A 13528-nucleotide genomic window follows, 5' to 3' on the forward strand; every position below is an offset into this window, starting at 1 on the left:
TTAAGGATTTTTAAGGCTGTAAGAACATCAAGCTATTAAATCGTCTTATCCTTTCTGAATTAAACAGACCGCATAAGCAACCACCCCCTCTTGTCGACCTATAAATCCCATTGTTTCATTGGTTGTTGCTTTTATCGAAATATCATCTACCTCTAGCCCTGCTGCTTCAGCTATTTTCTCCTTCATTGCTGCAATATAAGGCTTTATTTTAGGCGCTTCAAGACAAAGCATGGCATCAATATTTCCTAGGATCCAACTCTTCTCCCGAACGAGACGCACACATTCAGTAAGCAAGACCAAGCTACTTATCCCTCTCCACCGTTCTTCCGTATTTGGAAAATGATAACCTATATCCTCTAGATTTGCTGCACCAAGTATAGCATCACAAATCGCATGTACCAACACATCCGCATCGGAGTGGCCAAATGCTCCAGCATGATGATCCAACAACACTCCTCCAATAATAAATGGATGCCCTTCTTTAATTTGGTGAACATCAAATCCAAATCCTACCTTAATCTTCATATGTAAATAATTATTTCATGATCCGCCAACTGGCGGACCGGTTTGTTTTTTAATCGCCATATGGAATACTCATTAATGTTTGTGCTTCGCTAAACATGAGTATTTCATATGTATTTAATCCCTTAATGACCTGTCTACGGACCGATCGGCTTGTATTTCGAATAGCAATCAAAACTATCCCTTAAAAGATGCCTAAATTACTACATATTTCGGATAAAGCACAATTCCGGTATAATCGCAAAAGGGGAAAGATTGAGACAAATAGATGATTTTATATCGTAAAGCATACCATATCTCTTAAATTATTTATATTTTTGGGAGTTAATTAAATGGACAATTGATTATTCATATGAACTATCCATGTAGCAGAACTGCACAAGCACCGCTGAAGATACTTTGGATATTCCATATGACCATTGAAAGTCAAATTATTTACATATGAACTATTTGAGATTTGTCATTACATCTGCGGTTTTAATTACCGCATCGTCATTGCTGATGACCTCCTGCAAAAGCAAAAGCCGACGTGGAGATATATCCGCGAAGACGGGCGTACGATATAACGACCCTTACAATGGAGGCCTTCAAATCAATCGTAAGATTAAAGAGAGTCCCGGACCTGGCCTCGTCGGAATCGAAGGAGGTACGTTTGTCATGGGCGGCAGCTTGAATGAAGATTTGGCTTTTTCACATGACAATCTAAGAAGAAGAGTAACCGTCGCTTCTTTCTATATCGATGAGACCGAAGTGTCCAATGCTGATTGGTTAGAGTACCTACACTGGATCGCACAGAACTATCCACAAGATGGCAAACTATACTATGATGCATTGCCCGACTCGTTGGTATGGCGAAATCCATTATCCTACAACGAACCCTATGTAAACTTTTACTTACGTCACCCCTCTTTTCAGGACTATCCAGTTGTGGGGGTTTCCTGGGAACAAGCTAACGCATACTGTCAATGGCGTACAGACCGAGTAAACGAACATATTCTTCGCGAGCGCGGCATATTAACGGATTACAAGACATTAAATGAGCAACAGCAACAAGCTGGGCAAGCTTTCAACACCGAAATCTATCTAAACGGCCAATTACAGGGCGCTGGAATAGATGGTAAAAATATGCCTAAGGACAATAAAATAGGCGCACAAAAAGATGCTAGACGTACCGTCCGCATGGAAGACGGTATTTTGAAGCAACCTTACAGACTTCCGACAGAAGCAGAATGGGAATATGCGGCATTAGGACTTATCGGTAATACCTACGACGGCAATATCGAAACAAGCAAAGCCTACCCTTGGAACGGTTTGGGCGTACGTGATGGCAGTCGAAAAAACCAAGGTAGAATGATGGCCAACTTCAAGATTACAGGTGGTAATAACATGGGAGTCGCAGGAGACCTAAATGATGGTGGAGATATAACTGTACCTGTAACAAGTTATAAACCCAATGATTTCGGGCTTTACAATATGGCTGGAAACGTAAATGAATGGGTGAGTGATGTGTATCGCCAGCTTTCATTTGAAGATTTTGAAGATTTCAATCCTTTCCGTGGTCATGTATTCATGGACAATCAATACGAAAACGCCGAAAATAGAACTCTTGCAAAAGACAAATATGGCAGACCTATTAAAGTACCTGCCAAAGCCCCTAGAAAGCAAACTTGGGAGGAACTACAAGCCGCTAAATCCGGTGATCCTAACAAGACAACTTATGACTATGATGTAAGAGGCTTTAAAGATGAAGAACAACAGGCTCTTTACGGTAAAACTACGCTTGTCAATGATAAATCCCGGGTATTCAAAGGTGGATCTTGGAATGACAGAGCTTACTGGTTAAATCCGGCAACCAGACGTTATATGCAGCAAAACGAATCTAATGCTATGACAGGATTCCGCTGCGCCATGACCATGGTCGGAAACGTATTTGGCCCAGGAAAATAAGCGAAAGGCTAATAAAAATATTAACATCAAATAAATAAGCCCCGAAGTACAGTACTTCGGGGCTTATTTATTTGATACAACTATCCGCAGTCAACTTTACCTCTTCAGCAGAACAATCTCGTAATAGATTAAATATTACAATAGCAATAACCTAGGGTCTACATAGGGTTTACATAGCCTTTACATAGCCATAACCTAGCCTTTAGCTATATTAAGGGTAGCTAAAGGCTAAACTAACGGATACTTAATATATAAGGATGGCACCTACTGGCACACAAGCATAAGACTCTAATGGGGGATCAAAAATTAATGGCATAAAAAAAGCCCAGCTATTAAAAACAGCTGGGCTCCATATCTACAATAAGATGCTTATGCTTTGGGAGTATCTCCCGCTGGCTTAGCATCTTGCTTTGGTTTCTCTTCTCTTGGAGGACGAGGCAATAATACTTTACGAGAAAGCTTCATTTTACCTTGTTTATCTACATCTAGAAGTTTTACCGTAACGATATCACCTTCTTTCAATACACCATCCATTGTCTCTAAACGAGTCCAATCGATCTCAGAAATATGTAACAACCCGTCCTTACCTGGCATAATCTCTACAAAAGCACCAAAAGGCATAATAGACTTCACTTTTCCTTCGTAGATCTCACCTATCTCAGGTTTAGCTGCAATGTTCTTAATACGTGTACTCGCATCATCAATTGCTGCTTTATTATCTGCAAAAATCTGAACGATACCTTTACCATCAACCTCTTCGATAGAAATAGTAGCACCAGTCTCACGTTGCATTTCTTGAATGATTTTACCCCCAGGGCCGATTACAGCACCGATAAACTCTTTATCAATAGTCAAAGAAATAATACGTGGCGCGTGCGGTTTATAATCCTCACGTGGTGCATCTATTGTCTTCTTCATCTCACCAAGGATATGAAGGCGAGCTTCTTTCGCTTGATCCAATGCTTGAGTCAACACTTCCCACTTTAATCCATTGATCTTTAAATCCATCTGACAAGCGACGATACCTTTTTCAGTACCTGTTACTTTAAAGTCCATGTCTCCCAAGTGATCTTCGTCTCCCAAGATATCGGATAGAATAGCATACTTACCTGATTTTTCGTCTGTAATCAATCCCATTGCAATACCAGAAACAGGCGCTTTCAATTTAACCCCCGCATCCAACAATGCTAAAGTTCCAGCACATACAGTAGCCATTGATGACGACCCGTTAGATTCCAAAATATCGGAAACAACACGGATAGTGTATGGATTTTCAGAATCACTAGGAAGCACTTGTTTTAAAGAACGCATAGCTAGGTTACCATGACCGATCTCACGACGACCAGCCCCTCTGTTCGGTCTTACCTCTCCTGTAGAAAATCCTGGGAAATTGTAATGCAAGATGAATTTATTATATCCATTGATGAAAGCACCATCGATCATCTGCTCATCGTCTTTAGCACCTAAAGTAACAGATGTCAACGATTGTGTCTCACCACGTGTAAACACTGCAGAACCGTGAGCTGCAGGCAAATAATCCACTTCAGACCAGATTGGACGTACAGTACGTACATTACGGCCATCTAAACGGATTCCTTCATCCAACACCAAATTACGTACAGCATCGTACTGTACATCGTGGTAATATTTCTTCGCTAAGAATTTTGTCTCTTCATCCAGTTCTTCACCTAACGTTGCAAAAAATTCTTCACCGATAGCAGAGAATTTCTCTGAACGTTCGTGTTTTGTAGATCCGGATTTTGCGATTTCATAAACCTTATCATAAGTTGCCGCAAAAATGGCTTCACGTAACTCTAGATTTGAAGGCTCATGGTTAAATTCGCGTTTTACTTCAGAACCAACAAGCTTAGTCAACTCCAACTGAGCATCTACTTGCTTTTTGATAGCCTCATGTGCAAAAGCAATAGCTTCTACCATTTCAGCCTCTGAAATTTCATTCGCTTCTCCCTCAACCATACCGATATCCTGCGCAGAACCAGCTACGATAAACTCTAAAGTCGCTTTTTCTAACTCTGAAAGACGAGGGTTAATTACTAATTGACCATCAATCTTTGCAACACGCACTTCTGAAATCGGACCATTAAAAGGGATGTCAGAAACAGCAATAGCTGCAGACGCTGCCAAACCTGCTAGCGCATCTGGCATAATATCTTTATCAGCAGAAATCAATGAAATCATCACCTGAGTATCCGCGTGGTATGTTTCTGGGAACAATGGACGCAAAGCTCTATCGACCAAACGAGAGATTAACACCTCGTAATCCGACAGTCTTGCTTCACGACGTAAAAAACCACCTGGTATACGACCTGTTGCCGCATATTTCTCTTGGTAATCTACCGATAGTGGCAAAAAGTCAACACCCGCTTTAGCTTCTCTGTTTGAAACAACAGTAGCTAATAGCATCGTATCACCTTGCTTCAATACAACAGATCCATCAGCTTGCTTCGCTAACTTCCCTGTAGACAACTCGATTGGAGGTTGGCCACCGCCCATCTCAATCGTTACTTTCTTTTCGTTATAACTCATTTTGTTTTCTTTATCAGTGCATTTTCCTCTTTACTAATATGATGCACTTTATTTTTTGACCTTTAAAAATCATCACAAAGGTAAATAAAATTTAGAGTAAAAAACGGAGTAAACAAAACTTTCATACCTCATTTCACTTCACAAAATGATTCATAAAAAAAGGCCGTCCAATATTTGAACGGCCTTTTAAGCTTTTCACTGTATCAAGCTTACTTGATGATATCACGTAAACCTAGACCTTTAATGATCGCACGGTAACGGTTAATATCTTTTTTGTACAAATAAGCTAATAAAGCACGACGCTTACCTACTAACATCTGTAGAGAACGTTGTGTGTTAAAATCTTTTCTGTTTTTTTTCAAGTGCTCAGTTAAGTGAGCAATTCTCTTTGTGAATAAAGCAACTTGTCCTTCTGCAGAACCTGTGTTTCCTGCTGCTCCAGCAAATTCTGCGAAGATATCAGCTTTGTATTCTTTACTTAAATACATCTCTTGAATAATATTAAAGCGTTATAAAATTTATTAATTGCCTGCAAAGGTAAAAACTTAGATTGAAAGAACAAAGATAAAAGAACAAAGACTTACCTCGTATCTGTTTCTTGCTCCTTCTTACTTATTCCAAGAACTACACTTTTACATATATTTTCTTCTGATCAAGCCAATAACAGATAATCCACATAATTACCAAAAAGCAAAGTGAATAGATAAACGAACCTAGCTCGGTAGGCCCAGGAATCTGCGCACAGACATTCTTATAAAACCAAGCAAAAGGCGTTGTAAATAAAGCTTCACCATTTTCTCCGATTCCATTTGGAATGCGAATCAACCCCATTGCCTTGGGTAATAGTCCACTCAACACAAAAATAAACAAAGGATTCTTACCAAATACATCAAAAAACTGAGTCAATTTATTCTTTACTCCCTGTACTTCAATATACCAGATCATCCCCCCGATGGTCATAATACCTAAGCCCGTTGTATATAATACATAGGAACTGCTCCATATTTTCTTGTTAATAGGAAAACCTAGCGACCATGTCCAACCTAAAACTATCAAGATAAATCCTGTAACGAACAAACCGGACAACAATTTAAAATGGGGTTCATTACTTTGTGGTACTTTTGTCCACAACCAATTAACCTGTCCTTGGTTCTTTATAAAAGTACCTGCTAGATACCCAAAGACAACCTGTACAACGGCAGGTATCGTACTCAACAGTCCTTCCGGATCAAATGGGACACCCTCACCTTTATACATATGAGCGACTCCCAGAATCTGCTTATCATAGACTGTACCAAACCACCCTTCTAACGAGTAAGGATCTCCTGTACCCAAAAATGCACATAGCCCCCAATAGCCCAATAAGATGAAAGCACTCAAATAGATCAAGGTTCGTGGTCTGAAATAATAGGCCAGTACAGAAGCAAAGAAATAGGCTATTGCTATTCGCTGCAACACACCAAATATACGCACACCTTTAGTAGGATCTACACTACTCACCCATTCCCTAAATTGTAATCCGGCGTCGCCCCACTGTACAAAAGGGAACCAGTTCAGCCCCAAACCGATCAAAAAAATCAAAATAGTCCTTTTACCCACCTTCTTCCAGAAAACACCAGCACCTGCATCCTGCATCCTAGGAATGACAAATGACATCGCATTACCAACCGCAAACAGGAAGAATGGAAACACCAGATCCGTCGGTGTACAGCCATGCCAAGGCGCATGTTTGAGCGGTGCAAACATCGAAGACCATGTACCAGGATTATTAACCATGATCATCAGTGCTACTGTAGCCCCTCTAAACACGTCCAAAGAATAATATCGTTGCTTCATAATTTACAGTGTATTGCACGAAGTTACTATTTTTCATTATAAATCCGCAAAAACAGACAAGGGAGTTTTAATATATTTCTCCTCTATCGAGCCCTTGCATTGTTACAAAAGAATCAATCAGGGCATTATACAAACAACCCATTGCGTAAAAATTAAGTTCTACATTATAGTATTAGTTCGCCCATAACAGCATATAGCAACATTAACACGCAACAACTTATTAAAAAAATTAAAAAGTATTTTGATGTTAAAATATTTTTAACATACCTTTATCAATATATTAAATCCAGTTATTTACAATGCTATAGCTTCTTAACAGTGAAAACGCTCAATCAGGCAATATTGTCCGCTTTATATTATCAAACTCCGCAATCTATTGCTGAGTTAAGTAATGCTATTGGAAAAAGTGTTCCCAACGTTACTCGAAGTATACAAGAACTGCTCAAAGATAACTTGATTAGTTCGGAAGGACTTGCGCCATCTACTGGAGGTCGTAGAGCGATACATTATTCGCTAAACATTGAGATTCTACCTATCGTATTGGCTATTGCTATCGACCAATACAACATGAGTATATCTTTAATAGACCTTTCTAACCGAACAATTAAAGAGCAAAAGCATATCAACTTACATCAGAACGAAGGTTCTTTACAAAGGATTATAGCATCAATTGATTCATTCTTAGAAAATGAGAATAAGAGCAATATTTTAGCAATTGGCATAAGTATGCCAGGCTTTGTGGACTCTGAGAAAGGCATTAATTTTTCTTACGCTGTTACAGACCCTTTATATAATATCAAGGATGCTATTGAAAGACATCTGCACATCCCTACCTACATAGAAAATGACTCTACAGTGATTGCCATTGCTGAGCATCAATTCGGAAAAGCAAAAGGATCGAACAATGCGCTTGTTATAAATCTAAATTGGGGAGTTGGACTAGGCATGATATTAGAAGGTAGTCTATTTAAGGGCCATAGTGGATATGCAGGCGAATTTAGCCACATCCCATTGTCTAACCAAAATAAATTGTGTTCTTGTGGCAAGCGTGGTTGTCTCGAAGTAGAGGCATCATTAATTGCGGCTCTAGGTTACGCCAGCGAACAAATCGAGAATGGACAAATTTCTCAGCTAACCGCTAACTATGGCCAAGAAGGTAGAATAAGCGTAGATCAGCTGATAGCTGCTGCACTCAATGGAGATCAGGTTGCAATCGAATCGTTTGCCAAGATCGGTTATATGCTCGGGAAGGGAATTGCGACATTGATACATATCATCAATCCAGAAAAAGTGATTATCAGCGGAAAAGGTTCAGAAATAGGACAAATACTATTGCCTCAAATACAGGCATCCATGCTCGAATTCAGCATACAACGCCTATCAAAGGACACTAGTATAGAAATCTCTACATTACATAATGCACAAATAATAGGAACTGCTTCTATAGCAGTATCCTCATCAAATTGGGAAATATTACACAAAAAACAAACAGAAACGAACTAAAACTAAATTTTATGAGCAAGTTTTATCTTAAATGTTGCAGTCTATCGGCCTTGATGCTCTTATGCATATCGATGGTATTTGCACAGCAATCTGTTACGGGGATCGTATCAGATGCTTCTGGCCCTTTAAAAGGTGTCAGTATATCTGTCAAAGGCACAAACAAAGCGACACAGTCGGATAGCCAGGGAGCATATTCGATACAGGTCGAGACAGGACAAACATTGCGTTTTTCCATGATTGGTTACATTTCACAAGAAATTATTGCCTCATCAGCTAAAACGATTAATGTATCTTTAGTAAACCAAGAAGGAGCTCTAGATGAGGTTGTTGTTACAGCCATGGGGATGAAGAGAGAGAAAAAATCTTTAGGCTACTCTTTCCAGGAGGTAAAGTCTGAGCAATTAATGGATGCTAAAGAGAATAACATCGCCAATGCATTAGTTGGCAAGGTCTCTGGACTACAAGTCATAAAAGGCTCCTCAGGACCGGCTTCTTCCACTAAAATCACTTTACGGGGTAATAACTCATTAACGGGAGATAATCAACCGTTAATAGTTGTTGATGGAGTTCCAATGAACAACTTTATTGGTTCTAAAACAAGTTCCGGTGCAGCTAATAATGACTTTTGGAATCCAGGAACAGATATGGGAAATGGATTGGGAGACATCAATCCAGAAGACATTGAATCTATGTCTGTCCTTAAATCTGGAGCCGCTTCTGCATTATACGGATCCAGAGCAGGTAATGGTGCTATCATCATTACAACTAAATCAGGGAAAGCTCAAAAAGGAACAGGTATTACAGTTTCTTCAACATTGGGATTGGAAAGACTCTTTATGTTTCCCAAGCTTCAAAATAGCTTTGCGCAGGGAGCTGATGGTACATTCGACAAAATTAACGCGAACAGCTGGGGTCCTGCCATGAATGGAAATGATTTAAAAGCTTATGATAATATCGACAACTTCTTTAAAACAGGCGTCAATCATACACAGAATATTTCATTCCAGCAAAAAGTAGGCAATACCAACATATACTCGTCAGCAACTTATTTAAATGATCAAAGCAAAATTCCAGGTTCTAGTCTCGAACGATTAAATTTGATGACGAGGGCAAATTCTACTTTTGGAGCAAACGATCGTTGGTCTACAGACGTGAAGGTACAGTATATGAATAATAATGCGACCAATAGACCTACTGCGGGACAGAATAACGGCAATGCCTACAATACATTATTTACACTTCCACGATCACTAAATATCCTAGACTATAAAAACACGTTAACCCCAACAGGTAAAATGAATTGGTTTGGTAACAGCAATTCGATGAATCCATACTGGTTATCTGAATATCAGATCAACAATGATATTAGAAATCGCTACCTAATGAATGCAACTGTGAAGTATAAAATTACAGACTGGTTGGACGCAGAGGCACGTTTCGGCATGGATAGCTATGCAACACGCTTTGACAACCGTACTTACGGTGGTAGTCCTTTAGCAGCAACTGGTAAATATTCAAATGGAAAATCAGATTTCTCTGAACGCAATTACACAATAGCTTTACATGCTCATAAGGATCAACTAGGTGATAGCAAATGGGGTGTTTCAGGATCAGTATTTGGTCAGATTATGAAAAACACAGATTCTTATCTGAGTATAGATGCTGGAGAACTAGAAGTTCCTAATTTTTTCCATGTTGAAAATGGCAAGGGTAGAGCAGGGTTAAATCAACTTTATTCTGAAAAGCAGATTAACTCATTGTACGCAATGGGCGAGTTAAACTATGATGGCTATTGGTTCTTGACAGTAACAGGTCGTGAAGATTGGTCTTCAACACTGTTAGATCCATTTTTCTATCCAGGAGTCAGTACATCTCTTGTACTATCCGATATGATTAGAAAAAATGGTGGTAATCTACCGTCTTTCTTAAGCTTTTTAAAATTAAGAGGCTCTTATGCTATGGTTGGTAACGACTCTAAACCTTATCAATTATACAACAGTTACGCTATCGGAAAAGATCCTAACGGAACTACAACATCAACATACGATGAAATTAAATATAATCGTAATCTTAAAAATGAGCTAATAAAGTCACTAGAGTTTGGTTTTGATGCGCGCTTTCTTAATAATCGACTTGGTTTAGACTTTGCGTGGTACAACAATAATGCGACAAATCAGCTACTCGAAATCCCAATGGATCCAATGAGTGGATTCCGCGCAGAAGTAATCAACGCCGGTAAAATTCAGAACACAGGTTTTGAGATCACCTTAGATGCTCAAATCTTGCAAAAGGATAACGGAGGTCTAAACTGGAATACATCCATTAATTTCTCAAAGAATACAAACAAAGTTATTAAGTTGACGGACGAAGTAACAACCTATAAGTTAGGTGGTTTCGACAATCTTGAAGTAAATGGTCATGCAGGTGAACTATATGGAAATATCTACGGGACAAAATATCTACGCGTTGAAGATTCTAGTAGTCCGTATTTTGGACAACGAATTTTAAAAGATGGTCTACCACAGGCAACTGATGTAGTGTTATTAGGTAATCAAGCACCAAAAGCTCTTATAGGCTGGATAAATAGCTTTAATTACAAAAACATTGGACTATCATTCCAAGTAGACGGCCGCTTTGGAGGTAAATTTTTCTCCGGAACGCAAGTTAACCTACAGCGCGCAGGTGTTGCGGATATTACTGCACCAGGAGGGAAGCGTGAAGACTTTGTTGTTCAAGGCGTGACCAAAGATGGTAATGGCTATAAAGAGAACACAACCTCTGTAACACATCAACAATACTGGAATCAAGTAACCAATACAGGTAACCTGGGTATCAGTGAAGAGAATTTATACAATGCAACAAACATTCGGTTAAGAAATATCACATTAAGCTACAATGTACCTTCTTCTATATTAAATAGTAAAGTTTTACAACGTGCAAAAGTTGGTTTTACGGTCAATAATGCATGGATGATAAAGAGCTATGCTAATGGCATTGATCCAGAATCAGTATTCTCAATAGGTACTAACGCCACTGGGTTTGAGAATTTTTCAACACCAACTTCTAGATCATTCTTATTCAACTTAACATTAGGTTTCTAAACTATTAAGAGAGAAAACAGATGAAAAATACTATCATAAAAACAGGATTATTCTTCGCGCTAGCGGCAGGTTTATCAGGCTGTTCAAAGTTCGATGAAATGAATATAAACCCATTAAAGGTTACAGAAGAGCAGGTCGAAATTGAATACCTATTCAACGATGCCTTGATTGGAGCACAACAAGACCCCAATATTGCTGAGCGGATTTTCGTTTTGTATTGGAAGAATGCATCCAGACAGCATCTCGCTACTGGCCTTGCGGGAGGAACAAATAACGACGGATACTCTAACGAATACTGGGGTAGAAGTTATGGCGCTAAATGGTTATCTAGCATCAATAAAGCCATTAAGATTGGTGAGTCACGTATTGCTGATGGCTCCGCAGAGCCTCATATCAATACTATGGTTCAAATAGCTCGTGTATGGAGAGCTTATTTATTAAGCGAATTGTCAGATAATTTCGGTCCAATGCCATTAAACGGTTTTGAAGGAGAGAATCCAACCTACAACTCAGTCGAAGATATCTATAAATTCATCCTCACGGAGTTAAAAGATGCCTCAAATAAACTAGACAATGCTACAAAAGTTCCGGAAGCAAAGAATAAATTCGATGTGGCTTATAACTTTGATGCGGCCTCTTGGAGAAAGTATGCTAATTCTCTACGCATGCGTTATGCTATTCGTATTTCCGAAGTTGCGCCTCAAATAGCAAAAACTGAATTTGAGGATGCCGTTAAAGACGGTATTTATATCAAGACCGCAGCAGAAATGTTTAAAGTACAAGAAAAATCAGGATGGGACCCATTGACCGGTGTAATGAGCCGCGAATGGAATGGACAAGTTCTCTCTGCCACTTTAAATAATATATATCTTGGCTTAGGAGGCATTAAATCAACAGATCAATTAGCGACCTCTTTCCATACGAGCATTAAGCCCGAGAATTATGTTGGGAAAAGATTATTAGGACACTATTCAGTAAAAACCAACGATCCATCCGCAGGTTATTTCTTTGACGGCTTACCGCATTCTATTGACCCTCGTGCTTACAAAACTTTTTACATCCCTGGAGATGTAAATAGTTCCACCTGGATCAACTACCCTTCATGGACGGACGATGCAAAAACCACTAAAGTTAATTTGAATCCAATACAAGGTTTTAACACCGACACCCTGAAATTAGACACCAAAAACACTTGGAGCACAACAGCTATAGGAGATTTTGGGGCTAAAGGTACAGCGAATGAAATCAGGTCCGTACAAATCGGAAAGATACCTGGTTTAGCTTCTCAGTTTAGAAGATCGGAAGCTAAACGCATCTTTTTTGCCGCTTGGGAATCCTACTTCTTACTTGCTGAAGCTTCTTTGAAAGGTTGGACTACAGGAACAACTGCACAGGCAGCTTACGAGGATGGTATCAAAGCTAATTTTGAGTACTGGGGAGTAAGTCAGCATTTGTCAACTTATCTAGCATCTGAAGATTTCAACCGAGTAGGAACCTCTGTGAAGTTCACTCATACAACAGAACCTGGAAATACACATCAGATGAGTTATGTAGATGGTTATACCAGTACTACAGGAACTGCAAGCATTGCTTATCCTGTAAACAGTATTTACAAAAACGGAACTATCAGAAATGATGCGTTGACCAAAATCATTACACAAAAATATATAGCAAACATGCCATGGCTACCATTAGAAGCATGGAGTGATCACAGACGCCTAGGATTACCATTCTTTGAAAATCCGGCTATTGAAAACCCTCTTCCAAATCTACCAGATTTGAACAATGGCAACTTTATGACTAATAACATCAAATTTTTTCCTCAGCGTATCCCTTACCCTTCTAATTTTAGAACAGCATCTCCTGATGGCTATGCACAAGCAACATCGCTACTTGGAGGAGAAGATAAAGTCCTAACCCCGCTTTGGTGGGCTAAGAAAAATTAATCCCACTTATTTATTACATCCCCGTTGCTGTGAGCAACGGGGATTTTTGTATTCTATAATCTCCTGCTTTATTTAGTCAACAACCGTTTTTTTCGGTATATTGCTTAGTGAAACAACCTTTACCAT

Annotated in this window: 8 protein-coding genes; 4 read left to right on the forward strand and 4 right to left on the reverse strand. The window is 39.2% G+C overall.

Translation table 11 applies throughout. The features are described 5' to 3' along the window. Positions 1 to 45 precede the first annotated feature (45 nt). Entirely contained in the window at positions 46 to 525 is a 480-nt protein-coding gene (ispF, locus tag CLV99_RS16030; protein WP_133585520.1) for a 2-C-methyl-D-erythritol 2,4-cyclodiphosphate synthase, read from the reverse strand. 438 nt (positions 526 to 963) lie between these two features. Here ispF and CLV99_RS16035 point away from each other — a divergent pair, with 438 nt between their 5' ends. Then, positions 964 to 2469 (forward strand): SUMF1/EgtB/PvdO family nonheme iron enzyme, encoded by a 1506-nt coding sequence (locus CLV99_RS16035; RefSeq protein ID WP_133585521.1) that lies wholly within the window; start codon positions 964 to 966, stop codon positions 2467 to 2469. 369 nt (positions 2470 to 2838) lie between these two features. Here the strand turns inward: CLV99_RS16035 and pnp are convergent, their stop codons facing one another. The 3 genes from pnp to CLV99_RS16050 form a co-directional block, all read right to left on the reverse strand. Next, the gene (pnp, locus tag CLV99_RS16040; protein ID WP_133585522.1) at positions 2839 to 5016 is read right to left on the reverse strand and encodes a polyribonucleotide nucleotidyltransferase; all 2178 of its coding nucleotides are present in this window, start codon (positions 5014 to 5016) and stop codon (positions 2839 to 2841) included. Between the two features lie 209 nt (positions 5017 to 5225). Continuing rightward, positions 5226 to 5504, reverse strand: a complete 279-nt coding sequence (gene rpsO / locus CLV99_RS16045) for a 30S ribosomal protein S15 (protein ID WP_133585523.1) — start codon at positions 5502 to 5504, stop codon at positions 5226 to 5228. Positions 5505 to 5640: 136 nt separating this feature from the next. Then, positions 5641 to 6852: an acyltransferase family protein gene (locus tag CLV99_RS16050; RefSeq protein ID WP_133585524.1), complete on the reverse strand. Its 1212-nt coding sequence runs from the start codon at positions 6850 to 6852 to the stop codon at positions 5641 to 5643. Between the two features lie 318 nt (positions 6853 to 7170). Here CLV99_RS16050 and CLV99_RS16055 point away from each other — a divergent pair, with 318 nt between their 5' ends. Genes CLV99_RS16055 through CLV99_RS16065 form a run of 3 tightly spaced genes read left to right on the forward strand, consistent with a single transcriptional unit; the run spans position 7171 to position 13402 of the window. Further along, entirely contained in the window at positions 7171 to 8355 is a 1185-nt protein-coding gene (locus CLV99_RS16055) for an ROK family transcriptional regulator (protein ID WP_133585525.1), read from the forward strand. A gap of 11 nt (positions 8356 to 8366) precedes the next feature. Beyond that, on the forward strand, positions 8367 to 11456 hold the full coding sequence (locus CLV99_RS16060) for a SusC/RagA family TonB-linked outer membrane protein (RefSeq protein WP_133585526.1): 3090 nt from the start codon (positions 8367 to 8369) through the stop codon (positions 11454 to 11456). A 20-nt stretch (positions 11457 to 11476) separates the two neighbouring features. Beyond that, positions 11477 to 13402, forward strand: coding sequence for a SusD/RagB family nutrient-binding outer membrane lipoprotein (locus CLV99_RS16065; protein WP_133585527.1), 1926 nt, complete (start codon positions 11477 to 11479; stop codon positions 13400 to 13402). Positions 13403 to 13528: the final 126 nt, after the last annotated feature.

It is taken from the genome of Sphingobacterium yanglingense, from assembly GCF_004363245.1.
Taxonomy (GTDB): Bacteria; Bacteroidota; Bacteroidia; order Sphingobacteriales; family Sphingobacteriaceae; genus Sphingobacterium; species Sphingobacterium yanglingense.